This window comes from Rhizobium leguminosarum, assembly GCF_019798305.1.
Classification (GTDB): Bacteria; Pseudomonadota; Alphaproteobacteria; order Rhizobiales; family Rhizobiaceae; genus Rhizobium; species Rhizobium leguminosarum_U.
The window spans coordinates 209816-232387 of sequence record NZ_JAAXDD010000010.1 but is presented as its reverse complement, the minus strand read 5'-3'; the positions used below and the strand labels follow the sequence as shown (position 1 = coordinate 232387).

General features: G+C 61.8%; 22 protein-coding genes and 1 tRNA gene. 11 read left to right on the top strand and 12 right to left on the bottom strand.

All coding sequences use genetic code 11. The features are described from left to right. Positions 1-36 precede the first annotated feature (36 nt). The gene (locus HFO99_RS19540) at positions 37-933 is read left to right on the top strand and encodes a LysR family transcriptional regulator (RefSeq protein ID WP_222363003.1); all 897 of its coding nucleotides are present in this window, start codon (positions 37-39) and stop codon (positions 931-933) included. Positions 934-946: 13 nt separating this feature from the next. On the opposite strand, the gene HFO99_RS19535 is transcribed toward HFO99_RS19540, so the two are convergent. Beyond that, entirely contained in the window at positions 947-1798 is an 852-nt protein-coding gene (locus HFO99_RS19535) for a LysR family transcriptional regulator (protein ID WP_222363001.1), read from the bottom strand. Positions 1799-1938: 140 nt separating this feature from the next. On the opposite strand from HFO99_RS19535, the gene HFO99_RS19530 reads away from it, so the two are divergent. Then, positions 1939-2934 (top strand): zinc-dependent alcohol dehydrogenase family protein, encoded by a 996-nt coding sequence (locus tag HFO99_RS19530; protein WP_222362999.1) that lies wholly within the window; start codon positions 1939-1941, stop codon positions 2932-2934. 17 nt (positions 2935-2951) lie between these two features. On the opposite strand, the gene HFO99_RS19525 is transcribed toward HFO99_RS19530, so the two are convergent. Further along, positions 2952-4109 carry an adenosylhomocysteinase gene (locus tag HFO99_RS19525; RefSeq protein WP_222362997.1) on the bottom strand — a complete coding sequence of 386 codons (1158 nt, stop codon included), beginning with the start codon at positions 4107-4109 and terminating at the stop codon, positions 2952-2954. Positions 4110-4207: 98 nt separating this feature from the next. After that, positions 4208-5116 carry a LysR substrate-binding domain-containing protein gene (locus HFO99_RS19520; protein ID WP_222362995.1) on the bottom strand — a complete coding sequence of 303 codons (909 nt, stop codon included), beginning with the start codon at positions 5114-5116 and terminating at the stop codon, positions 4208-4210. 232 nt (positions 5117-5348) lie between these two features. Here HFO99_RS19520 and HFO99_RS19515 point away from each other — a divergent pair, with 232 nt between their 5' ends. The 5 genes from HFO99_RS19515 to HFO99_RS19495 all read left to right on the top strand — a co-directional run bounded on the left by HFO99_RS19515 (position 5349) and on the right by HFO99_RS19495 (position 11015). Continuing rightward, on the top strand, positions 5349-5879 hold the full coding sequence (locus tag HFO99_RS19515) for an NUDIX hydrolase (protein WP_222362994.1): 531 nt from the start codon (positions 5349-5351) through the stop codon (positions 5877-5879). A gap of 62 nt (positions 5880-5941) precedes the next feature. Further along, entirely contained in the window at positions 5942-7441 is a 1500-nt protein-coding gene (locus tag HFO99_RS19510) for an inorganic phosphate transporter (protein WP_222362992.1), read from the top strand. A 120-nt stretch (positions 7442-7561) separates the two neighbouring features. Beyond that, positions 7562-8299, top strand: coding sequence for a 16S rRNA (uracil(1498)-N(3))-methyltransferase (locus HFO99_RS19505; RefSeq protein ID WP_222310995.1), 738 nt, complete (start codon positions 7562-7564; stop codon positions 8297-8299). 147 nt (positions 8300-8446) lie between these two features. Then, on the top strand, positions 8447-9820 hold the full coding sequence (locus HFO99_RS19500) for a glutamate--cysteine ligase (RefSeq protein WP_222362990.1): 1374 nt from the start codon (positions 8447-8449) through the stop codon (positions 9818-9820). A 334-nt stretch (positions 9821-10154) separates the two neighbouring features. Beyond that, positions 10155-11015: a DUF937 domain-containing protein gene (locus tag HFO99_RS19495; protein ID WP_222362988.1), complete on the top strand. Its 861-nt coding sequence runs from the start codon at positions 10155-10157 to the stop codon at positions 11013-11015. 115 nt (positions 11016-11130) lie between these two features. On the opposite strand, the gene HFO99_RS19490 is transcribed toward HFO99_RS19495, so the two are convergent. After that, entirely contained in the window at positions 11131-11430 is a 300-nt protein-coding gene (locus tag HFO99_RS19490) for a DUF1127 domain-containing protein (protein WP_222362986.1), read from the bottom strand. A 215-nt stretch (positions 11431-11645) separates the two neighbouring features. Between HFO99_RS19490 and HFO99_RS19485 the strand changes: the two genes are divergently transcribed. Then, positions 11646-12602, top strand: a complete 957-nt coding sequence (locus HFO99_RS19485) for a LysR substrate-binding domain-containing protein (RefSeq protein ID WP_038614725.1) — start codon at positions 11646-11648, stop codon at positions 12600-12602. Positions 12603-12608: 6 nt separating this feature from the next. Here HFO99_RS19485 and HFO99_RS19480 read toward each other — a convergent pair whose 3' ends face one another. After that, on the bottom strand, positions 12609-13250 hold the full coding sequence (locus HFO99_RS19480; RefSeq protein ID WP_261323237.1) for a TetR family transcriptional regulator: 642 nt from the start codon (positions 13248-13250) through the stop codon (positions 12609-12611). 67 nt (positions 13251-13317) lie between these two features. Between HFO99_RS19480 and HFO99_RS19475 the strand changes: the two genes are divergently transcribed. Beyond that, entirely contained in the window at positions 13318-13602 is a 285-nt protein-coding gene (locus tag HFO99_RS19475; RefSeq protein WP_222362984.1) for a hypothetical protein, read from the top strand. A gap of 91 nt (positions 13603-13693) precedes the next feature. Here HFO99_RS19475 and HFO99_RS19470 read toward each other — a convergent pair whose 3' ends face one another. The 4 genes from HFO99_RS19470 to HFO99_RS19455 all read right to left on the bottom strand — a co-directional run bounded on the left by HFO99_RS19470 (position 13694) and on the right by HFO99_RS19455 (position 17615). Beyond that, a complete protein-coding gene (locus HFO99_RS19470) occupies positions 13694-14110 on the bottom strand; it encodes an MAPEG family protein (protein WP_222362982.1) in 417 nt (138 codons plus the stop codon). A 191-nt stretch (positions 14111-14301) separates the two neighbouring features. Then, positions 14302-14856 carry a hypothetical protein gene (locus tag HFO99_RS19465; protein ID WP_222362980.1) on the bottom strand — a complete coding sequence of 185 codons (555 nt, stop codon included), beginning with the start codon at positions 14854-14856 and terminating at the stop codon, positions 14302-14304. A gap of 2 nt (positions 14857-14858) precedes the next feature. After that, positions 14859-16343 carry an IMP dehydrogenase gene (gene guaB / locus HFO99_RS19460; RefSeq protein ID WP_222362978.1) on the bottom strand — a complete coding sequence of 495 codons (1485 nt, stop codon included), beginning with the start codon at positions 16341-16343 and terminating at the stop codon, positions 14859-14861. Positions 16344-16622: 279 nt separating this feature from the next. Then, on the bottom strand, positions 16623-17615 hold the full coding sequence (locus tag HFO99_RS19455; RefSeq protein ID WP_222343104.1) for an MBL fold metallo-hydrolase: 993 nt from the start codon (positions 17613-17615) through the stop codon (positions 16623-16625). Between the two features lie 248 nt (positions 17616-17863). Here HFO99_RS19455 and HFO99_RS19450 point away from each other — a divergent pair, with 248 nt between their 5' ends. Further along, on the top strand, positions 17864-19288 hold the full coding sequence (locus HFO99_RS19450; protein ID WP_222362976.1) for a DHA2 family efflux MFS transporter permease subunit: 1425 nt from the start codon (positions 17864-17866) through the stop codon (positions 19286-19288). 110 nt (positions 19289-19398) lie between these two features. Here the strand turns inward: HFO99_RS19450 and HFO99_RS19445 are convergent, their stop codons facing one another. The 3 genes from HFO99_RS19445 to HFO99_RS19435 all read right to left on the bottom strand — a co-directional run bounded on the left by HFO99_RS19445 (position 19399) and on the right by HFO99_RS19435 (position 22242). Next, complete coding sequence (locus tag HFO99_RS19445; RefSeq protein WP_221965333.1) at positions 19399-19782, bottom strand: VOC family protein; 384 nt, start codon at positions 19780-19782, stop codon at positions 19399-19401. 157 nt (positions 19783-19939) lie between these two features. Continuing rightward, the gene (locus HFO99_RS19440; RefSeq protein WP_012756166.1) at positions 19940-20659 is read right to left on the bottom strand and encodes an RlmE family RNA methyltransferase; all 720 of its coding nucleotides are present in this window, start codon (positions 20657-20659) and stop codon (positions 19940-19942) included. 14 nt (positions 20660-20673) lie between these two features. Continuing rightward, positions 20674-22242, bottom strand: a complete 1569-nt coding sequence (locus HFO99_RS19435; protein ID WP_222362967.1) for an exopolyphosphatase — start codon at positions 22240-22242, stop codon at positions 20674-20676. Positions 22243-22484: 242 nt separating this feature from the next. Between HFO99_RS19435 and HFO99_RS19430 the strand changes: the two genes are divergently transcribed. Beyond that, positions 22485-22558, top strand: a tRNA-Gln gene (locus tag HFO99_RS19430). The last annotated feature ends 14 nt before the right edge of the window (positions 22559-22572 follow it).

The window sequence follows — 22572 nt, the reverse complement described above, 5'->3', positions numbered from 1 at the left end:
CACTTATGCCAAAAGGGGAAAAAGTCACAAAACCGTATGACCAATCTGGGTGATCTCGAAATCTTTGCCAAGGTCGTTTCGACCGGAAGCATGTCGCTCGCCGGGCGGGCGCTCGGCTTTTCGCCGGCCGTCGTCTCCAAACGGATCAAGCGGCTGGAGGACCGGCTCGGCACCCGGCTTCTGCAACGCACGACACGGCAGATCTCGCTGACGGAGGCCGGACAGGGCTTCTACGACCGCGTTCTCGGCATTCTCGCCGGGCTCGAAGAGGCAGAATTCTATATTTCCGGCCGCTCGGCGCAGATGCACGGCACGCTGAAGATCTCGGCCCCGACCTCCTTCGGGCGCATGCATATCGCGCCGCATCTGAAGGATTTCATGGAGGCGCATCCGGAGCTTGCGATCAACCTGGTGCTGACCGACGAATTCAGCGACATCGTCGGCGGCGGCTTCGATCTGGCGATCCGCATCGCCGAACTCACCGATTCGAGCCTCGTTGCCCGAAGGCTGGCGCCGGTGCGCCGGCTGCTCTGCGCTTCACCGGGCTACCTTGCAGCGCATGGCGATCCGAAGCACATCGACGAGCTGAAACACCACCGCTGCCTGCCGGCCCACAATAACGACACCTGGCGACTGAACGGGCCGGACGGGGCGCTGAGTCTCAGGCCGGAAGGCATGCTGATCACCAATTCCAGCGAGGTGATCCGCGAGGCAGTGATCGCCGGCCTTGGGATCGCGCTGCGCTCCACCTGGGATATCGGCGAAGAGCTCAAAGCCGGCCGCCTGGTGCAGGTGCTGTCGGCTTATGAGGGCTCGCACAATGTCGCGCTGTCGGCCGTCTATCCCAGCCGGCAGTTTCTGCCGGCCAAGGTGCGGCTGTTCATCGACTATTTGGCAGAGCTTTACGGCCCCGTCCCCTATTGGGAGCGCTGATGGCAGCGGCGGTTCAGCGCGCCAGCCTCTCGATGACGAGGTCCAGCAGGGCGCGCAGCCGCGCCAAGCGCTTCATGTCGCGGTGATAGCCAACCCAGGTGTCGCGGCCGGGTGGCGGTTCACCGAGATCGACGAGTTCGATGGTCGCAAGGGAATCGCCGAGCGGCCGTGGCAGGACGGCGAGCCCGGCGCCATTGACACAGAGCGACGCCTGCACATCGCGGCTGTTGCTGCGCATGACGATGTCGGCCCGCGGCAACAGGCGCTGCAGCCAACCGACATCCGGCATGTCGCCGAAAGCCTCGTCCATGGTGACGAGACGGGTGCCCGCGCCGTCGCCGGCTTCGGGGTGCAGCGCGCCGCGGCTGATGTAAAGGCCGTATTCGATATGGATGAGCTTGCGCGATATGACCTCCGCTTCCGCGAAGGGCTGGATGCGGAAGACGAGGTCGGCTTCGCGTCGCGATAGGCTGAGAAGCCGGCTGTCGGTCAACAATTCGACCACCACCTTCGGATGGACTTGCGAGAATTCCGCCAGCACCGGCGAAAGCAGATGCGCGCCGAACCAGTCGGATGAGGACAGCCTGAGAAACCCATCGAGCTGTCGGCTGCCGCCGGCAAGGACGCGCTCCACGGCGAGCGCCTCCTCCTCGATCCGTTCGGCGCCGGCGAACACGGCCGCGCCTTCATCCGTCAGGACGAAGCCATCAGTCGTGCGCTGAAAGAGCGTCTGGCCGAGAGAGGTTTCAAGGGCACGCAGCCGCCTGCCCATCGTCGGCTGCGTCAATCCGAGGCTGCGGGCTGCTGCCCCCAACGTGCCGAACCGCGCGATCGCCAGGAACAGTTTGAGGTCGCTCCATTCCATCGTTCGCATCCGCCAAACAAAAATGCATGGACTTCAGTCGTTATCTTTCATTTTCATTCGCGTTTCAATGAACCATGTTCTTCCAGAACAAACTCATTGCGGAGGTCTCTACAGACACCGCACGAACGAAGGAGAGTTCCATGTCTGCACCATCAACAATGAAAGCGCTGCTGGCGGAAGCGCCGAATTCACCATTGCGCATCGCCGATATTGCAAAACCGGTGCCCGGCGCAGGCCAGGTTCTGGTGCGCATCATGGCAAGCGGCGTCAATCCGCTCGACCTCAAGATCCGGGCCGACAATGCGGCCCATGCGCGCCATCCGCTTCCTGCCATTGTCGGTATCGATATGGCCGGTGTTGTCGAAGAGATCGGAACTGGCGTCGGCGGTTTCCGCCGCGGCGATGCGGTCTACGGCATGACCGGCGGGGTCGGCGGCATTCAGGGATCGCTTGCCGAATTTGCAGCTGTCGACGCCGCGCTCTTGGCGACAAAGCCGCAGAATCTGTCGATGCGCGAGGCAGCCGCCCTGCCGTTGATCTCGATCACCGCCTGGGAAGGGCTGGTCGACCGCGCCGGGGTCAGGGCCGGCCAGAAGGTTCTCGTGGTTGGCGGCGGCGGTGTCGGCCATATCGTCGCGCAGATCGCCAAGGCTGTGGGAGCCGAGGTCTATGTCGTCGACAGCGCTTCGAAAGCGGACTATCTCGCCGGCCTTGGCGCAACCCCGATCGATCGTGGCGCGGAAACGGTAGAAGGCTACGTCGCAAGACACACCGGCGGCAAGGGTTTCGATCTGGTCTACGATACGGTCGGCGGCCAGGGGCTCGATACGGCATTCCAAGCCGTCAGCCGGTTCGGCCATGTCGTGAGCTGCCTCGGCTGGGGAAGCCACGCGCTGGCGCCGCTCTCCTTCAAGGCGGCCACCTATTCCGGCGTCTTCACGCTGCTGCCGCTTCTGACCGGCGAGGGACGCGCCCATCACGGTGAGATCATGCGGGAGATGACGAAGCTCGTCGAAGCCGGCAAGGTGATGCCGAAGCTCGACCCGCGCCGCTTCAGCCTTGCCGATACAGCTGAGGCGCATCGGCTGCTCGAAGACCGGCAGGCAGACGGGAAGCTCGTCGTCGAGATCCACTGATCTCGACGACGAGGGAATCAACGCGCGAGATCGAGGTAGGCGTTCGCCACCATCGCATCGATATCAGTGGGCACAGGCACGATGCAGGATTGGGGATCGGCCTCACCCCTGGCGATGCGTTCCAGGCAGCGGGCCTGAAGGGTGAAGCCGAGATCCATCGATTCGACCGTATTGCCGAGCGGCCGCGGTCCGGCGAGATTGGCCATGTGGCCGCCGCCGAGCACATGGAAGGAGCGGCCGTCGCTTAGATGGAAGGTCTCGATATGATCGGCCTCATAGCGGTCGATGCCGATGACATCGGGGTGGCGTCGGAAGGCTTCGACATCGATCTCGTGCGGGAAATGGCCACCATTCATCAGGATCGCGCCGTCCTTGACGAGCGGCAGGTCGGCCGCCGTCACGATACCGGCAAAACCCGTGACGGTGACGATGATATCGGCCGAGCGGATCGCTGCGTCGCGCAGCGGCGTGACGAAACCATCGAGATGAGCTTCGAGCGTCGTCACCGGATCGATATCGACGACGCTGACGGTGGAAAAGGCATTGCGGAAACAGGCAGCCGTGCCCTTGCCGCAGGCGCCATAGCCAAAGACGGTCACGCGTTTGCCGTTGGTTGAGCGGTTGGTGAAGCGCAGGTAGCTTTCGAACAGGCTCTGGCCGACGGCATGCCTGTTTTCGGCGAACTGCTTGATCGGGCTGTCGTTGATGACGAGGATCGGCATGTTCAGCCGCTCGCGCAGCGGCAGCAGGCGGGTGCGGCCAGAGGTGGTTTCCTCGGTGCCGCCGCGGAGATTGGCGTAGGGCTTTTCCGCCGCAATGGCGAAGAGATCGCCGCCATTATCGAGGAGCAGATCCGGCTTTTCGGCAATGACCGCTTCAAGGCTCCGATGATGCGCGGCGGGATCGGTCGTTTGCGTCGCGAAGACTGTGGCGCCCTGGGAGCGCAGGAACTCGACGGTCGAAGGCTGGGTGCTGTTGAGATTGCCGGTGCAGACGAGACGTGCGCCGCCGGCGCGAAGCGTCATCAGCAGCGCCACGGTCTTCGGCTCGAGATGGATGCCGGTGCCGATCGACAGGCCCTCGAAGGGGCGCGTTCGCTCGAATTCAGCCGCCGTCGCCTTAAGCAGCCGGCAGCTTTTGCCGATCCAGTCGATGCGGGTTGCGCTCTTTTCCATCAACTCTTTCCTATTTGCGTGTTGGTGCTGTTTCTAGCGGAGCAACAGGGCTGCGAATATGGAAGTAATTCTGGCGAAGGGGCAGAAAATCTGCCCTTTCAGGCCGGTGTCCCGCAACGGAGCAACCAGCTGGCCAAGGCGGCAAAGGCCGGCCGTTTCGCGTCCAGCGTGCGGCAGCAGAGGCTATAGCCCGATGGCCGGGAGATGAAGCCATAGGGCGCGACCAGATGCCCGCGCTGGAGATCGTCCTCGATCGAAGCGCGTGGCGCAAGCGCGATGCCGAGCCCGGAGCGGGCAGCAGCGAGCGCCAGCAGCAGATCCTCGAATTCTTGGGCGCGGGAAAAGACGACCGGCGGCGTGCAGCTTTCGGCAAACCATTCGTCCCAGAGCTTCGGAACGCTGCGGCTGACAAGCATCGTCAGCGCGCCCATCGTCGCCGGGTCGCGCGATAGCATCGAGGCAAGCGAAGGCGTCGCGACCGGGCCGAACTCGTCCGCCATGAATCGCAGGGCGGTGATGCCTGCGGCCGGCCGATATTCGCCGCCCATGATCACAGCGTCCAATTCGGGGTGCATCTGCAGCGGTTCGACCACGGTCATCGGCACGATGTCGACGGTATCGCCGAGGCTCGCCTGCATGCCTGCCACGCGCGGCATCAGCCACCAAACCGCGAAGGCGGAGGGCACGCCAAGCCGGATGCGGCCCGGCACGGCGCCCTCAAGTTCCGAAGCGGCGCGCTGTAGAATGTCGAAAGCCGCACTCGAAGCCTCCGCAAAAGCCCTTGCCTGCAAGGTCGGGACCAACCTGCGGCCGTCGCGCAGGAAGAGCTTGCGGCCGAAGTGATTCTCCAGCGTGTCGATCTGCTGGCGCACGGCGCCGCGCACTACATTCAGCTCTTCGGCAGCCTTCAGAATGCTGCCGTGACGACAGACGGCTTCGAAGGCGCGGATAGCATTGAGCGGTGGAAGACGCATGAGGACGACATTCACAAAATCATGGTGGACCACTAGATCTCGCCATTGAACGAAAGGCAAGATCACGCCATATTGTACAGCTGTGCAATGTGACGCATTCGAGACAGGGCGTGACGGATTTTCCGAACCTGTCCGGCCTCGATTTCCCTATGAACGGCGATCAATCGCGTTTCAAATCGTCCTGCGGCCTTTTGGATTGCGTAAGCTTTCCGTGATATACGTATATGAGTGATTCCTAACGACGACTGCGAAGGTGACCCGACCATTGACTCTTTTCGCCCGACTGGCTTCCGATGTGCAACTGATGTTCCGGCGTCCGCCGCGACAGCAATATGGTGCACTCTGCTATCGGGTGAAGAAGAAGAGCGGTGAGGTCGAGGTGCTGTTGATGACGAGCCGCGACACCGGCCGCTGGGTCATTCCCAAGGGCTGGCCGATGACGCGCAAATGCGCCCATGAGGTCGCGATGCAGGAAGCCTTCGAGGAAGCCGGCGTCCGCGGCGTGGTCGAAACGGAAACGCTTGGCGCCTACACCTATTCGAAGGTGCTGCGCGACGGGGTGCAAGTGATCTGCAAAGTGCAGGTCTATGCGCTCGAAGTCACCGACATGGCGAAGAACTTCAAGGAAAAAGGCGAGCGCCGGATCGAATGGGTCTCGTTCGACGAAGCGGCCGGGCGCGTGCGTGAACCGGAGCTCCGCCACCTTTTCCTCGCCTTCAAGCAAAAGATGGCCGACAGGCTTTCGGCCAAGGTGGCGAAGCAAATTCCAGACGTGAAACAAATTCCGGCGGAATGAATCCTGCCATCTTGCACTGCTAGGAAAGCAGCGTAGAAGCAGATTCATTCTCAGGAACAAGAATGCCGCCACGCCCCGCAGTCCTCACAAAACGTACGCTCGACAAGGACCTCGACAAGATCACCCATGCCGAGGACGTGGCGAAGCATGTTTTGCGGCGGCTGGTGACGCCTGGACTCGGGCTGATCTTCGTCGGTCTGGCCATGCTCTTTGCCGGTGTCTATGTGTTCGACCGGCCGGGAGCCGTGCTCGTTGTGGCGGCGGCAGCCCTTGCCGGTTATATGTCGCTGAACATCGGTGCCAATGACGTGACCAACAATGTCGGTGCCGCCGTCGGTGCGCGCGCCATGACGATGGGCCAGGCACTCATCATCGCTGCGATTTTCGAAGTTCTTGGCGCCACGGTCGGCGGCGGCGAGGTCGTCAAGACGATTTCCGCAAACATCGTCGACGCCATCCAGGTGCCGCAAGCGATGCTCGGCTGGATCATGATGGCGGCGCTGATGGCGGCGGCTCTCTGGATCAACCTCGCAACCTGGATGAACGCGCCGGTTTCCACCACCCATGCAATCGTCGGCGCGGTGATCGGCGCCGGCATCTCAGCCGTCGGACCGGAGCCGGTGAACTGGCGGGTGATGCTGGAGATCACCTCGAGCTGGATCACCTCGCCGCTGATCGGCGGGCTGATCGCCGCAGGGCTGCTTTATCTCGTCAAGACCCTGATCATCTACCGCGAGGACAAGGTCGCGGCGGCCCAACGCTGGGTACCGGTGCTGGTGGCGGTGATGGCCGGCGGCTTCATGGCCTATATGGTGCTGCAGCTCTCGCCCCCGGGCAGGTTCCTGCCGCTGACCGTCCTCCTCATCGGGATCGGCATCGGGCTGGTAAGCTGGCTTGCCGCCCGGCCGCTCGTTGTTGCCCAAGCGCGGGCTCTCGAAAACCGCAACAGCTCGCTGCGGACGCTGTTCCGGCTGCCGCTGATCGGCTCTGCGGCGCTGCTGTCCTTCGCGCATGGCGCAAACGACGTTTCGAACGCGGTCGGGCCGCTGTCGGCGATCGTCCATTCGGTCGGCATCGGTGGCGGCGGCGGCGTCGGGCATCCGCCGCTCTGGGTGATGCTGATCGGCGCATTCGGTATCTCCGTCGGCCTGCTGCTCTTCGGCCCGCGCCTGATCCGCCTGGTCGGCGAGGAAATTACCAAGCTCAATCCGATGCGGGCCTATTGCGTCGCGCTGTCGACCGCCTTCACCGTCATCGTCGCCTCCTGGCTCGGCCTGCCGGTCAGCACCACACATATCGCCGTCGGCGCCGTCTTCGGCGTCGGGTTCTTCCGTGAATGGTACACGCGCCATTCGAAGCGCCGCATCGCCTATATAAGGCGCAAGGCCGAGAGCTTTGATATCGACGAGCCGGAAGACCCGAATATCCACGAGACACGGCGACGTTATCTCGTGCGCCGTTCGCATTTCATGACGATCGTCGCCGCATGGATCGTCACCGTGCCGGTTTCGGGTGCGCTTGCGGCAATGATTTATTGGGTTATGTTCGCGCTCTTCGTCTAAAGCGCGTCGCGATCTTTCAGATCCGCGTGCCGCGCTTTAGGTCTTTATTTTCTAGCATGTCACGATCGCAAAACCGCTGCACAGGTTTGCGAGACATGCTTCACGACCTCGAGTTTTTTAATGCGCGCCAATTTCCGCATGCAACGGCTTTTCGTCGACGCGCCGCTTACGCGCGGTGCCGTCGTGGAGGCGAATGCCGATCAGTTCAACTATCTCGGCAATGTGCTGAGGATGGAGGAAGGCGGGGAGATCCTGCTCTTCAACGGCCGCGACGGCGAGTGGAAGGCGACCCTTACATTCCCCACCCGCAAACGCATCCTGTTGACAGCAACCGAAGAGACGCGGCCGCAGCCGCAGCCTTGCGACCTGCATTATCTCTTTGCGCCGCTCAAAGTCGGCCGCCTGGATTATCTCGTGCAGAAGGCGGTCGAAATGGGAGCCGGCCTGCTCCAGCCGGTCATGACCCAGCACGTCCAGGGCAAGATCACCAATCTCGACAAGCTGCGCGCCAATGTCGTCGAAGCGGCGGAGCAATGCGGCATTCTCGGCATTCCCGATGTCGCCGAGCCGGTGAGGCTTCTCGACCTGCTCGACCGCTGGCCGAGCGAGCGCCGCATCATCTATTGCGACGAGGGTGATGCCGGGCAGAACCCGCTGCCGGTGCTGTCGGCGGTCAAGGAAAGACATCTCGCTCTGCTTGTCGGGCCGGAAGGCGGCTTTTCGGAAGAAGAACGGGCGCGGCTTCGAAGCCTCGATTTTGTCACCGCCATTCCGCTCGGGCCGCGCATCCTGCGGGCCGATACCGCAGCCGTTGCGGCACTGGCAGTAGTCCAGGCCGCGATCGGCGACTGGAAGTAAGGTCGAAAACGGGTTGACATGGAAATCGCTGTTATTTTTTTGATGCGTCGTTGAAACAATTTCACTTGCAACATGGGTGGCTTGGGTCCTAATCACCCTTCCAATTGCCCGGCCCCCTGGGCGCCTTTTTGAATACAGGTATCCCGCATGGCCCGCGACACTACCGACCAGACACCGATCTCTTCGGTCCAGGATTTGACCGACTATATCGCCGCGGGCAACAAGCCGCGGGAGCGCTTCCGGATCGGCACCGAACACGAGAAATTCGCGTTCTTCCGCGCCGACAACAGCCCGGTTCCCTATTTCGGCGATGCCAGCATTTCGGCCCTTTTGACCGGCCTGCAGAAAAAAAGCGGCTGGGAGCCGATCACCGATGGCGGCAATATCATCGGGCTTGCCGAGCACAACGGCATGGGCGCGATCTCGATCGAGCCCGGCGGCCAGTTCGAGCTCTCCGGTGCACCGCTGGAGACGATCCACGAGACCTGCAAGGAATCGAACCAGCATCTGGCGACGTTGCGCCAAATCGCCGAGCCGATGGGCATCCGTTTCCTCGGCATCGGCGGCAGCCCGAAATGGACCTATGCGGAAACCCCGCAAATGCCGAAATCACGCTACGAGATCATGACCCGCTACATGCCGAAGGTCGGAGCTAAGGGTCTCGACATGATGTACCGCACCTGCACGATCCAGGTGAACCTCGATTTCTCCTCGGAAGCCGACATGCGCAAGAAAATGCGCGTCTCGATGAAGCTGCAGTCGCTGGCGACCGCTCTGTTTGCTTCCTCGCCCTTCACCGAAGGCAAGCCGAACGGGCTGCTCTCCTGGCGCGGCGATATCTGGCGCGACGTCGACAACCGGCGCTCCGGCCTGCTCGATTTCACTTTCCGCGACGATTTCGGTTTCCGCGATTATGCCGAGTGGGCGCTCGACGTGCCGATGTATTTCATCGTCCGTGACGGCCGCTATCACGACTGTACCCACGTCACCTTCCGCCAGTTCATGAACGGCGCATTGAAGGGCGAGGTCGCCGATCCGGCGCCGACGATGGGGGACTGGACCAACCATCTTTCGACACTCTTCCCCGACGTGCGGCTGAAACGCTTCCTCGAAATGCGCGGCGCCGACGGCGGTCCGTGGCGGCGCATCTGTGCCTTGCCGGCCTTCTGGGTCGGCCTGCTCTATGACGATGCGGCACTCGATGCCGCTGATGAGTTGACGAAGGATTGGAGCTTTGCCGAGGTCCAGGCACTGCGCAACGCCGTTCCCGCCGAGGGGTTGACGGCTGAGTTTCGCGGACACCCGCTCTTCGACATGGCGCGCGAGGTGGTCGGCATATCAAGGGCCGGCCTCAAGGCGCGCGGCAGGCTCAACCGGGAAGGCCAGGACGAGAGCATCTTCCTGGCGCCGCTCGAAGAAGTGCTCGCCAAGAAGGCGACACTCGCCGAGGATCTGTTGTCGCTCTATCACGGCCGCTGGCACGGCTCCGTGGAACCGGTCTTTGAGGACTATCAATACTGAGTGGGTTCCGCTTTTCCCGGAATTGCTCCGACAGTCCCTAATTCGGCTGTCTCTGAGCAGCGGAAGTGAAGTCCGGCCAGGTGGTGCTCCACGCGACCTGTCGCTGGAGCCTTAGCCGAACGCTCTAAAGCGTGTCGCGATCCTTCAGATTCGCGTGCGCGCTTTAGATCTTTGCTTTTCCGCATGTCTTTATCGCAAAACCGTTGCTCACTTTTGCGAGACATGCTTTAGGGAAACTCCTCCCTAAGTTCTTATGGCAAAAAGCCGTTTGCGCATTGCCATTTCCGGTTATAGTGGCGTTACAACGCGTCACGACCCGGGGAAAGGGACTTCCATGCTGCCACTCTTCGACATGATGATGCAGGCGCAGAACGGCGCGGCGATGGAGGCGATCGCCCGCCAGTTCAACCTCGCACAGGAACAGGCGACGAAGGCGATGGCGGCACTGATGCCGGCCTTTTCCGCCGGGCTGAAACGCAGCACCAGCAATCCCTATGATTTCGTCGGGCTGATGCAGGCGGTCTCCTCCGGCGACTATGCGCGATATTTCGAGGATATGAACCGGGCCTTCACGCCGGAGGGCATTTCCGACGGCAACAACATCCTTGCCCAGCTTTTCGGCTCGAAGGAGGTTTCGCGCGCGGTCGCCGCCCAGGCCGCACAAATGACCGGCATCGGCCAGGATATCTACAAGCGGATGCTGCCGGTGCTGGCCGATACGCTGATGGGCGGGCTCTTCAAGCAGACGACCGGCCAGATGGCGTCGCCAGTCAATCCCTTCTTCAACACGGCGATGGGCGAGACCATCCAGAAATGGCTGGAGAGTACCGGCTTCGCGCCAAAGCCGGCCCCGGAGCCCAGCGTCTTCGACAATCCCTTTACGCAGGCGATGCAGCAGATGTTTTCGGTGCCAAAGCCTGCGCCAACGCAGACGCCGAACCCCTTCCTCGACAATCCTTTCGCCAAAGCCTTCCAGGAGATGATGGGCGGGCTCGGCCAGCAGCCGGCAGCCCAGACTAAGGCCAAGACGCCTGAAGCGCCGAAGGAAGAGGCGAAGATCAATGCCGACAGCTATACCGAGATGCTGAACGCCATGTTCGACAGCGGACTGGAGGTGCAGAAGAACTACCAGAGGAACTTGGAAGCGATCTTCGAAACCTATCGGCCGAAGCCCCGGTCCAAGACGAGCGAATAACCCCGGATGCGGGGCGTTAGCAAGTAAAAAAAACCCGGAGATGGCTTGGGAAAGCCGATCACCGGGTCAAGCGGCAGGGCTATTGGCTATCACCCTGCGGGGAAACTCGACGCTCCTACTCTTCGTGGGAGCGGAAGAGCGACAGGCGCCAGCGATTGCGTGCCGAGCGCGTCAGATGTTCCGATGGGTCCTCGAAGAAGGTCGAGGCCAGGAACGCGGAGGTCAGGTCGGCCCGGCTAAGGCCGATATCCCTCAGCTGCGTGTCGTTCAGATCGTGCAGCGCGTTGATCTCCATGCGATTGCGGAAGACGCGAAAGAGGGAGGCCAACGGTGCGAGGACTGCTGCCAGACGCTGGGAAAACGTCGGGGTGAGCTTGCCGCAGTCGAGTTCTATTGTCCGGTCTGTCATGCGCATGGGACTCTCCTTTCTTTCGATTTTTTTCAGGCGCGCAACAACCCACCCCCTGCCGCGAGGTCATGCGGGAAGGAGTACGGCTGAATTGGGCTCGGACAGGCAGGGCGTCTGTCCTTCACTTTGCTTGATTTGCATCCCGAAGATGCCAAAGACCTATTGATCAGTCCAACGAATGTTTCTAATGATTATCATCAGCTATCTTTATGGGTGAAAGCATGTCCGCGCCTCTTGATCTCGACCAATTGCAGACTTTCATCGCCATCGTCGATTCCGGCAGCTTCACCAAGGCCGCCGACCGGGTCTACAAGACCCAATCGGCCGTCTCCATGCAGATGCGCCGTCTCGAGGAACGCATCGGCAAGCAGCTGTTCATCAAGGACGGACGCGGCAACCGGCTGACTGTCGAGGGCGAAAAACTGCTCAACTATGCCCGGCGCATCATTCGCCTCAACAATGAGGCGATTGCGGCTTTCGACGACAACAGGCTGGAGGGGATGCTGCGCATCGGCACGCCGGACGATTATGCCGACCGCTACATGCCAGAAATCATCGGCCGCTTCGCCAAGACGCATCCGAATGTCGAGCTCTACATCGTCTGCGAGCCCTCGGTGGATCTTGCCGAGCGCATGCATAAGGGCGAGCTCGACATTGCGCTCGTCACCCACAATCCGCGCGAACGCATGTCCGATGTGGTGAGAACCGAGCCGCTCTGCTGGGTGGGCTCGGCCAACCATCCGATCCGCGACGACGCACCGGTGCCGCTTGCCGTCGGCCGGCGCGACTGCCAATGGCGCCAGCTCGCCTGTTCGGCGCTCGATGCGGTGGGACGCGAGCATCAGATCCTGTTCACCAGCTGGTCCTGCACCGTCGTTGCCGCTGCCGTGCTTGCCGGCATGGCTGTTTCGGTGATGCCGGAATCGGCGCTGCGGACGGGCATGAAGGTGCTGAGCCAGGCGGACGGCTTTCCGGCGCTGCCGCCGGTGCAGATCGGCATCATGAAGCGGCCGGGCGTTTCGCTCTCGCTGATGAACGCGATCACGGCGCATATCACCGCCTGCCTCGACAATATCACGCCCACTGTCGTCGACGACAGCCTCGAGGCGGACGTCAAATCCGCCCAGGCGCGCCTTTATCCGCGGCTGAAGGCGGCTAATATGGTCCCAAGCTGGTAGTCGCTCTCAGGCGGCGCGCGGCAGGATCGTGGCAAAAAGGGAGGCGCGGATGACGCGCTTCCACTCATCGAGCATGCGCCGCGCCAAGGCCTCCTCGCTCACGGCGGCGAGCCGGATGACGGCGCCGATCAGGTGGCTGAACAGGTAAGTACGCGCATACATGTCTTCGTCGCAAAGGTCGGGAGCCAGCTGACGCACGGCGTCATGGAAGATGCCGGCGACGCGACCGCTATGCTCGATATTCAGCTGCAGCAGATCCTGATCGGTCTCCGTTCCCATCCAGACGCCGAGATAGACGGGATCGTTGTGGTAGGAATCGTAATACCAGTCGATGGTGGCGCAGATGACGTCCAGCGCCTGGTCAAGTGACCGTACGTCGGCAAACATCGCCGCCATCTTCGCCTGGATCGCCGAGGCGTGCTGGTCGAACAGGGCTTTGACGATTGCCGCCTTCTCCGGGAAATACTGGTAAACCGAACCGATCGGCACCTTGGCGGCAATGGCGAGTTCCGTCATCCGCATGGCGCTGACGCCCTTTTCGGCGATGATCTTGGCGGCGGCAGCGAGAATGAGGTCCAGCCTCTGGATGCTGCGCTCCTGCTTCGGCTTCCTGCGCAGGCCGATCCGATCTATGCTTTCCGCGCCCATGTCGTTCCCATTCTTATCGTTCGCAATGGAAGGCATGTGCCAAACCACCGCGTCGGGTCGATATGACATGCAGGTCTTCATCCGCCGTAAATGGAAACGCTCGCATTTTAACGGCCGGCAAAAGCGTGTGAAAACGGTGCGCTACCGTACAATTCAAAGTGTTACAGCGTCCTGTGCACGCCTGAAAAAGACGCACGGCGCCGCCACGCATATCATGTCAGCATTTCACCGGCAGCGCCGCTTGCGCCCCATGCTGCTGTGCGTTGTCTGCGATCTTGGGAATGGCCCAACGTCCGGCGGCCATCTTGCCGCCAATGCCGGCATGTTCCGTCGTCGGGCTGCAGCACTTTGAATTGCTGTAGATCTTATCCTTAGGTCGATCCCGATTTAGGGAATTACGGAGCAGGTGGCGGGCAAATGATGGGGCGGTAGCGCCTGCCGCCTCAGCTCATCAGCATCCATGCGACAAGCCAGATCCACATGGCGGCAAGCACCAGGTAACCGGCGGCGAAGATCGGGCTGCGATAACGCAGGTCGTTGCTGGTAACATGGATGGCGGCGTGAGCATAGCGCAGGGCGACGAAGATCCAGGCAAGTCCGACGGTGACGATATTGTCGGCGTCCGTGATATAGAGAAGAATGCAGCAGGCGTAGAAGAGCACCGGCAGTTCGAACTGGTTGGCAAGGCAGCTCTTGACGGCGAGGCTTTCGGCCGGCTCGTCACGATTTTCGCGATAATCCGATTTCGCGATGTTGCCGGCGCGGACCATTTTTGCGCGCCGAAGGCCAAGAAGCACATACAGACCATAGACCAGGGCCACATGGGCAAGGAGTGGCCAGAAGATTTGATAGCCGGTCATATGGCCGCTTCCTTTCTGCTTCCGCATTTGTTGCGCGTATGACAGCGCCGCGCGTCTTTCAGGCGCGCAAAGGAGGCTGTAATACTTTGAGTTGCTGCATAATTTTCTCCTTAAATCGATTCCGATTTAAGGAATTATGCAGTAGCCGAAAGGAGAACCGGACACTAGCGCCGGACAGGCTGAAAGCGGCCTCAATCTTGGCGCGGCGAGAGCCAGCGACCGATGGCTAGCCGGACCATGAGGATGAAGCAGATGGCGAGGCTTGCGAATTTCAGCCGTGTCATCCACGGCAGCAGCTGCGTTGCAACAGTTGATGACGCACCGTTGCCGAAGGCGATGAGGCTCGAGATGTTCTCGCCGTAGTCGGCAATGCCGTAGATGAACGGCAGCAGGTAGACCGCCTTGCCGACCAGCGGATGCACCGATTGGCCGAACCACGAACCGACAGGACCGAGCTTGAGGAAGGCGAGGAATAGCAGCGCCGTCAGCAGTGCCGGAAAGATCAGCTCCGGCCCGAAATACATGGCGCGTAGCAGCCTGGTCGCTGTCTCGTTCTCATCGAGCAGCGTCTGCAGGTGGAAGACGGCCGACTCGTCGTAACCAGCGAAATAGGTATCGAGCACCGCCTGGCCGGTTTCGTGCTTGAACGGAACGACGAAGCCGAAGGTTGTCCAGGCGAGCACGGCGAGGCAGAGGGCTGCGAGCAGCGCGACGATCCAGAGAGGAATCCCGCTGCCCGCCTTCATGATCAGAGGCCGGCGCCCGGATAGTTCGGGCTCTCGCGGGTGATCGTCACGTCATGGGCGTGGCTTTCGCGAAGACCGGCACCTGAGATGCGCACGAACGTGGCCCGCTCCTGGAAATCCTTCAGATCCTTGCCGCCGACATAGCCCATGGCCGCCTTCAAGCCGCCGGCGAGCTGGTGGATGACGCCCGAGACCGGGCCCTTGTACGGCACCTGACCTTCGATGCCCTCAGGCACGAGCTTCAACGTGTCGCGCACTTCCGCCTGGAAATAGCGGTCGGCCGAGCCACGGGCCATGGCGCCGACGGAACCCATGCCGCGATAGGCCTTGAAGGAGCGTCCCTGGTAAAGATAGACCTCGCCCGGGCTCTCATCGGTACCGGCAAGCAGCGAGCCGATCATGACGGCGGAAGCGCCGGCGGCAATCGCCTTGGCAAGATCGCCAGAGAACTTGATGCCGCCATCGGCGATGACGGGCACGTCCTGATCATTCGCGGCCTGCACCGCCGACATGATGGCGGCGAGCTGCGGCACGCCGACGCCGGCAACGATGCGCGTCGTGCAGATCGAACCCGGACCGATGCCGACCTTGACGGCATCCGCACCGGCATCGATCAGCGCCCTGGTGCCGTCATAAGTGGCGACGTTGCCCGCCATGATGCGCACCGAGTTGGAGAGCTTCTTGACGCGAGCGACGGCATCGAGGACGCGCTGCGAGTGGCCGTGGGCGGTATCGACGACCAGCAGGTCGACGCCGGCCTCGATCAGGCGTTCGGCGCGCTCGAAGCCGTCATCGCCGACACTGATGGCGGCGGCAGCGCGAAGCCTGCCCTGTGCATCCTTGGAGGCGTTCGGGTTCAACTGCGACTTCTCGATGTCCTTGACGGTGATGAGGCCGACGCAGCGGCCCTCGGTATCGACGACCAGCAGCTTCTCGATACGATGCGAATGCAGCAGGCGCTTGGCCTCCTGCTGATCGACGTTTTCCTTGACGGTGACCAGATTGTCCTTGGTCATCAATTCGTGGATCTTCTGTTCCGGTTCAGAAGCGAAGCGGACGTCGCGGTTGGTCAGGATGCCAACGAGGCGGCCGGACTTCTCGACGACAGGGATGCCGGAAATGCTATAGGATTTCATGAGCCCGAGCGCATCGGCAAGCGTCGCATCGGGGCCGATCGTCACCGGATTGACGACCATGCCGCTTTCAAACTTTTTCACTTGCCGGACCTGCTCGGCCTGTTCGATCGGCGTCAGGTTGCGATGAATGACCCCGAGGCCGCCGGCCTGGGCCATGGCGATCGCCAGGCGGCTTTCGGTGACGGTATCCATGGCGGATGAAATGATCGGGATGTTGAGTTCGAAATCGCGGGCGATGCGGGTGGAGATATTCGTCTGGCCTGGCATGACCTCGGAATGTCCGGGCTGCAGCAGCACGTCGTCGAAGGTAAGCGCGTCTGCGCCGGTTGCCGTTTCAATGATACGTGCCATGGCCAAATTCCTTCATTTAATAAAAATGCGACCCTGTCCGGAAACGAATCGTCCGCCCCGGCGGTCTGCATGGGTTGCTTGGAAGTTGGCGAGGGCTGGTAACACGTCTATGACAGGAAGGAAATAGCAAAAAGCCCGGCATGTCCGCCAGGCTCGTCATGGGTGCCATGCGCCAGGAGCATTGCGGGAAAAGCGCTCAGCACTTTTCCGTCCGGAATTGCATAAAAACAAGAAGTTAGAGCGGCCCAGCGCTTCCGCGAAAGGCGGAACCGCTCCCGATCAGATGTCGAACTGATAGCTCTTCGGCACGAAGCGATAACCGCCATCCTGCCTTTCGACGAAGCCGACCGCCGGGAAGGGCATGTGGTAGCCAAGGAAGGCGATCTTCTCGCTCGCAATCATCTCGAAGACCTTGCGGCGGGTGGCGGCAGCCTGCGCCTTGTCCATGTCGAAGCGCACCTCCCAATCCGGCCGCAGCAGCGACAGGATATAATGGTTGGCCGTATCGCCGGTGAGCACAAGGCGTTTGCCCTCGGATTCGACGTGGAACACCATATGTCCCGGCGAGTGGCCGGCCGCCAGCACCGCAGTCACACCGGGCGCGACGCTATCACCTTCTTTGATAAAAGTAGTCTTCTCGGCGAACGGTACGACATTGGCGAGCACCGCCTTGTGGCCGCCCTCGGCAGGTGTGCCCTCACGTGCCTTGTCCGACCAGAAATCATATTCCGCCTGGCCGACGACATAGCGAGCATTCTTGAAGGCAGCCGCGCCATCTTCCATCAGGCCGCCGATATGATCACCGTGCAGATGGGTCAGCGCTACCAGCGTGACGTCGTCGGCCGAATATCCCGCCGCCTTCAAGCCTTCGGTCAGTTGACCGGCGCCACGTGCGCGGCCGGCAGCGCCGAAGCCGGTGTCGACGAGGATGACATCCGAACCGGTATCGATGAGAGCCGGCGTATAGCCATTCATGAACTTGTCGGCCGGCAGGAAGTTTGCGGTCAGCAATCCCTTGACGGTTTCGGGGTCCTGATTGGTGCCGAAGGTTTCATAGGGCTTTTCGACAATGCTGGTGCCGTCACGGACGACGGTGAACGTATAGGAACCGAGCTTGAATTGATTGATCTCGGGCAAAAGCGTTCCATCCATATGATTGCGTTCTCCAGTTGCGGCCGCTTCGGCCTTCTCTCGCAAAATGACCGGCGCCGCCAGCAGGCCAAGGCCTGCGGCAAAAAGGGTGCGCCGCTTTATTCCCGACGAAATTGTCATATGTCCATCCTTCATGACGTGCGAAGCGTCGCCGCACGGCCCCCAGTGTCGATTCCGGCCGGATTTCTTGCTCCCGCCAGGTAAACATATGTCAATCTTGACAAGCGACGTTAATGCGCAAGCCGTCTCACGCAGACGTGAAGCAAACGTGTCGTCGACCCGGATTTGGGGATTGGCAGAACCTGCAGCTGGGACTAAACAGCACCGGCCTTTCCAGCTCCATTCCGCGCCCATCAAGGCTCCCGCCTATGAATCGCATCGTCCCGCTGATCCTTGCCGTCGCCCTCTTCATGGAACAGATGGACTCGACTGTCATTGCGACGGCGCTGCCGGCGATCGCGGCGGATCTCAATGTCGGGCCGATCACGCTGAAGCTGGCGCTGACCTCCTACATGGTGGCGCTGGCGGTGTTCATCCCGGTCAGCGGCTGGATGGCCGACAGGTTCGGCGCCAAGAAGATCTTCCGCCTTGCCATCTCGGTCTTCGTCATCGGCTCGATCTTCTGCGCCGTGTCTTCTAACCTCGTCGAATTCGTCTTTGCCCGCTTCCTGCAGGGCATGGGCGGCGCGATGATGACGCCGGTCGGCCGCCTGGTGCTGGTGCGCACGACGCAGCGCAGCGATCTGGTCTCGGCCATGGCGCTGCTGACCATCCCCGCGCTTGTCGGCCCGCTCACCGGACCGCCGCTCGGCGGTTTCATCACCACCTATTTCAGCTGGCACTGGATCTTCCTGATCAACGTGCCAGTCGGCATCATCGGCATCTGGCTTGCGACGATCTTCCTGCCGGAGGTGGAAGCGACGGCGCCGCCGCGGCTCGATTTCACCGGTTTCGTGCTGACCTCGCTATCGGCTGCGGGCGTCGTCTTCGGCCTGTCGGTGGTCAGTCTGCCGGCCCTGCCCCCGATCATCGGCGTCACCGCCACCTTGATCGGCCTCATCTGCGGCATCCTCTACGTGCGCCATGCCAAGCGTCATCCGGCGCCGATCCTCAATCTCAACCTGTTCAAGAACCCGACGTTTCGGGCCTCCACCTTGGGCGGCATGCTCTTTCGAATTTGCGTCGGCGCCATGCCATTCCTGACGCCGCTGATGCTGCAGCTCGGCTTCGGGCTGACGCCGTTCCAATCCGGCCTCATCACCTTTGCAGGCGCGATCGGGGCGATCACCACCAAGTTCATGGCGAAGCGCGTCTTCGCCGCCGCCGGCTTCCGCACCACGCTTCTCGGCGCCGCTATGGTGACGACCCTGGTGACTGTCGTCACCGGCCTGTTCACGCCGTCGACGCCGCATCTCGTCATCATCGGCGTGCTGCTGCTCGGCGGCTTCTCCCGCTCCTTCATGTTCACCGGCGTCAATGCGCTTGCCTTCGCCGACATCGAAGATTCGGAAGCCAGCCAGGCGACATCGATGAGTTCGGTGATGCAGCAAGTCAGCCTGGCGCTCGGTGTTGCGGTCGCCGCCGCGATCCTGGAGAGCTCGATCTATTTCCGCGGCGAAGCGCTGCAAGTGGCCGATTTCCACCTTGCTTTCTACATCATTGCCGGACTGACGGTCATTGCGACCATTCCCTTCATCCGAATGGACCGCAATGCCGGCGCACTCGTTTCCGGCCACCGCTTGAAGACGATGACGGCCGCAACTGTCGAAGCCGAACAGCACGCGGTGAAATAAAGCATGTCGCGCGAAAGTGTGCAGCGGTTTTGCGGGAATGACATGCGTGGAAACAAAGACCAAAGCGCGAGGAGCGAATCTGAAAGATTGCGACGCGCTTTAGGCAGCCGTTACTCCGGGCTTTCGCAGACGGCAGAGAGCTTGTTGCCGTCGAGATCACGCACATAGGCGGCATAGAATTGGGCATGGTAGGAGCGCAGGCCGGGCTCGCCCTCATCCACGGCGCCTGCCGCGATTGCCGCCGCATGGAAGGCATCGACATCAGCCCGCGTTTCGGCTGCAAGCGCCACCATGGCGCCATTGCCTGAGGTTGCCCGGCGGTGATTGAACGGCGTCACCACCCAGAAGCGGCAGCGCGTATCGCCCTCGGCGGAATAGCCGATTTCCTCTTCGGAAGAGCGCTGACGGCGATAGCCGAGGGGAGACAGCACGGCATCATAAAAATGCCCTGCGCGATAGAGGTCGTTGGTTCCGAGCGTGACGTAAAGAAGCATGGGATCAGCGGTTCAAATCCTGACAGCGCGGTGCGCCCTTCAGACACGCAAAGGACGCGGCAACGCTTTCCATTGCTGCATATCTTATCCTTAAATCGATACCGTTTTAAGGAGTTATGCAGTCGATCGCCATCATCCGTCGGGACCGGCCCGAAGATCAAGCTTCCTCTGCGTTGCCTTCGGCCTTGCGTCCCTTGAACCCCTTGGCCAGCAGGAACATCTCGACCGATTCGGCGCGCGACGAGTTCGGTTTGACATGGACGACCTGGCGGAAATTCTGCTTGAGCATGGCGAGCAGCTCACGCTCGGTGCCGCCCTGAAAGGTCTTGGTCAGGAAGTGCCCGCCCTCCCCCAGGACTTCGACGGCGAAATGGGCCGCGACTTCGCACAGATGCATGGTGCGCAGATGGTCGGTGCGGTGGTGGCCGGTGGTGGGCGCCGCCATGTCGGAGATGACGAGATCAGGCGTGCCCCCGACGGCCTCCAACAGCTTTTCCGGCGCTGTCGGATCGAGGAAATCGAGCTGCAGGATCTTGACCCCCGGCAGCTGGGTCATTTCAAGGAAATCGATCGCAGCCACACGAATATCATCATCCGTCGAGCCGGTGACCTTGGCGGCGATCTGCGACCAGCTGCCGGGAGCGGCCCCCAGATCGATGATGCGCCTGGCGCCGCGCAGGATGTGATGTTTCTCGTCGATCTCCAGCAGCTTGAAGGCGGCCCGGGCGCGATAGCCTTCAAGCTGGGCGCGCTGCACATAGGGATCGTTGATGTGGCGCTCCAGCCATTGGCGGGAGGAGGCCTTCATCTTCTTGTTCTTGACGCGCTGGCCGAGCTTGCGGCCGGTGCGGTTTCCCGCGATCGGTGCCTTGGTCATGCCTATTCCTTATCTCACGATCTCACGCGCTGGCCGCGGCGGTTACGATTGCGCCGCCACACGCCGTCATCGGCCATCATGTCGGTGAGCAGACCTTCCCTCAAGCCGCGATCGGCAACCCGCATGCGCGGGCTCGGCCAACGGCGGCGGATCGCCTCGAGAATGGCGCAGCCGGCGAGCACCAGATCGGCCCGGTCAGGCCCGATGCAGGGATTGGCGGCACGGCTTGCGAAATCCCAGGAGAGAAGCTTTGCCTGCATGGCGGAGACCTCGTCGTCGGACAGCCAGATGCCATCGACCTTGCGCCGGTCATAACGCGGCAGGTCGAGATGCACGCCGGCAAGCGTTGTCACCGTGCCCGATGTGCCGATCAGGTGAAAATCGCCACTCTGGGCGACCTCGATCTCCGGGCAATTGAAGCTTCCCAGCATGCCTTCGACTTCACGCACCATGCCTTCGAAGGCCTCCGGCGTGACGTCGTGCCCGCCATGGCGCTCCGACAGCGTCACGACGCCGACCGGAAGCGAGGTCCAGTGGGTAATGTGATTGGCAAGGCGGCTGAAGCGATTGTCGCCGATACGGATGACGGCGATCTCCGACGAGCCGCCGCCGATATCGAAGAGCACGACGGAGCGCGTCTCGCGACCGACCAGCGAGGAGCAGCCGGAGACGGCAAGCCGCGCCTCTGTCTCGCGATCGATGATTTCGAGCGCGAGGCCGGTTTCGGCAACGACCCGGCTGAGGAATTCCTCGCCATTGACGGCCTGGCGGCAGGCTTCGGTGGCGATCAGCCGCATGCGGCGGATCTCCCGGTTCCTGAGCTTGGAGGCGCAGATCCTCAGCGCCTCGATCGCCCTCTCCATCGCCTCATCGGACAGACGGCCGCTGGTCGCAAGACCTTCGCCGAGGCGCACGATGCGGGAAAAGGCGTCGACGACGCGAAATTGTCCTGGACGGGTAGGCTGGGCAATGAGCAGACGGCAATTGTTGGTGCCGAGATCGAGGGCAGCATAGAGCTCCTCCGGCCACACATGTTCGCCGGCCTGACGATCCCCCTGATGCCCGGAATGGGGATGGCTTTCCTGGCGGCCTCTGCGGTTGGTGCTCGCACCATTCAGTGTTTCACGCAGTTCGCCACCGAGCGCCGTCTCTTCCGCGCGGCGTTCCTGTTGCGAGACACCTGATGGTTTTGCCGGTGTTAGCGGCCGGCCCTGCAGACCGCGCTTGCCGCGATGCTTGCGGCGGTTGCGACGGCTCGGCGCCGAATCGCCATCGGAGCGGGCGGCATGATCTGCCGCTCCGGCCTGTTCCATCATATGAGGTTGAGGTGAACCATCCTGCACAGCACCATGGCCGCCACGACGGCGACGCTTGCGCTTGCGGGCCGGATTGCCGGCTGCATCTTCCATCGGGCGCGCAGGCTGTCCGGCACCGCCGGAAGGCTCATGCGAAGCGGGATGAGCACCGTTGCGGGATTGCCCGCCACGTTTGCCCTTGCGGCGCCTGGACTTCTTGCCGTCCTTGCGCCCTGCCGCCGACGCCCCGTCAAATTGCAGCTTTGCGCCGCCTTCGGGGTCTTCCACGTTGTTTTTCCATCGCGCCGCGCAAGTCTTGAGATATGCAGCAGGCGCTCATTCGATTTTTGCGTTGCGGCAAGAATATCAGCGCCCGCCGAAATCGCCAAATTCTTTTTTGGACAGGGGATTTGCAGCGGTTTCACCTTTCCGCGGCAGCACCGATTTTTTTCAAAACAGCTATTTGCAATCCCCCGGCTTTTGGTTATAAGCGCCGCACACCAGCCGACCGCCCGCCGGTTCGCTTATGCTGGGGAATAGTTCAATGGTAGAACGACGGACTCTGACTCCGTTAATCTTGGTTCGAATCCAGGTTCCCCAGCCAATTCTCCCTAAATG

What these genes read in the sequence shown, in the direction of transcription:
- HFO99_RS19540 (WP_222363003.1), top strand. Translation starts at nt 37, where the DNA reads ATGACCAATCTGGGTGATCTCGAAATCTTTGCCAAGGTCGTTTCGACC.
- HFO99_RS19535 (WP_222363001.1), bottom strand. Translation starts at nt 1,798, where the DNA reads ATGGAATGGAGCGACCTCAAACTGTTCCTGGCGATCGCGCGGTTCGGC.
- HFO99_RS19530 (WP_222362999.1), top strand. Translation starts at nt 1,939, where the DNA reads ATGTCTGCACCATCAACAATGAAAGCGCTGCTGGCGGAAGCGCCGAAT.
- HFO99_RS19525 (WP_222362997.1), bottom strand. Translation starts at nt 4,109, where the DNA reads ATGGAAAAGAGCGCAACCCGCATCGACTGGATCGGCAAAAGCTGCCGG.
- HFO99_RS19510 (WP_222362992.1), top strand. Translation starts at nt 5,942, where the DNA reads ATGCCGCCACGCCCCGCAGTCCTCACAAAACGTACGCTCGACAAGGAC.
- HFO99_RS19505 (WP_222310995.1), top strand. Translation starts at nt 7,562, where the DNA reads ATGCGCGCCAATTTCCGCATGCAACGGCTTTTCGTCGACGCGCCGCTT.
- HFO99_RS19500 (WP_222362990.1), top strand. Translation starts at nt 8,447, where the DNA reads ATGGCCCGCGACACTACCGACCAGACACCGATCTCTTCGGTCCAGGAT.
- HFO99_RS19495 (WP_222362988.1), top strand. Translation starts at nt 10,155, where the DNA reads ATGCTGCCACTCTTCGACATGATGATGCAGGCGCAGAACGGCGCGGCG.
- HFO99_RS19490 (WP_222362986.1), bottom strand. Translation starts at nt 11,430, where the DNA reads ATGCGCATGACAGACCGGACAATAGAACTCGACTGCGGCAAGCTCACC.
- HFO99_RS19485 (WP_038614725.1), top strand. Translation starts at nt 11,646, where the DNA reads ATGTCCGCGCCTCTTGATCTCGACCAATTGCAGACTTTCATCGCCATC.
- HFO99_RS19480 (WP_261323237.1), bottom strand. Translation starts at nt 13,250, where the DNA reads ATGGGCGCGGAAAGCATAGATCGGATCGGCCTGCGCAGGAAGCCGAAG.
- HFO99_RS19475 (WP_222362984.1), top strand. Translation starts at nt 13,318, where the DNA reads ATGCAGGTCTTCATCCGCCGTAAATGGAAACGCTCGCATTTTAACGGC.
- HFO99_RS19470 (WP_222362982.1), bottom strand. Translation starts at nt 14,110, where the DNA reads ATGACCGGCTATCAAATCTTCTGGCCACTCCTTGCCCATGTGGCCCTG.
- HFO99_RS19465 (WP_222362980.1), bottom strand. Translation starts at nt 14,856, where the DNA reads ATGAAGGCGGGCAGCGGGATTCCTCTCTGGATCGTCGCGCTGCTCGCA.
- guaB (WP_222362978.1), bottom strand. Translation starts at nt 16,343, where the DNA reads ATGGCACGTATCATTGAAACGGCAACCGGCGCAGACGCGCTTACCTTC.
- HFO99_RS19455 (WP_222343104.1), bottom strand. Translation starts at nt 17,615, where the DNA reads ATGACAATTTCGTCGGGAATAAAGCGGCGCACCCTTTTTGCCGCAGGC.
- HFO99_RS19450 (WP_222362976.1), top strand. Translation starts at nt 17,864, where the DNA reads ATGAATCGCATCGTCCCGCTGATCCTTGCCGTCGCCCTCTTCATGGAA.
- HFO99_RS19445 (WP_221965333.1), bottom strand. Translation starts at nt 19,782, where the DNA reads ATGCTTCTTTACGTCACGCTCGGAACCAACGACCTCTATCGCGCAGGG.
- HFO99_RS19440 (WP_012756166.1), bottom strand. Translation starts at nt 20,659, where the DNA reads ATGACCAAGGCACCGATCGCGGGAAACCGCACCGGCCGCAAGCTCGGC.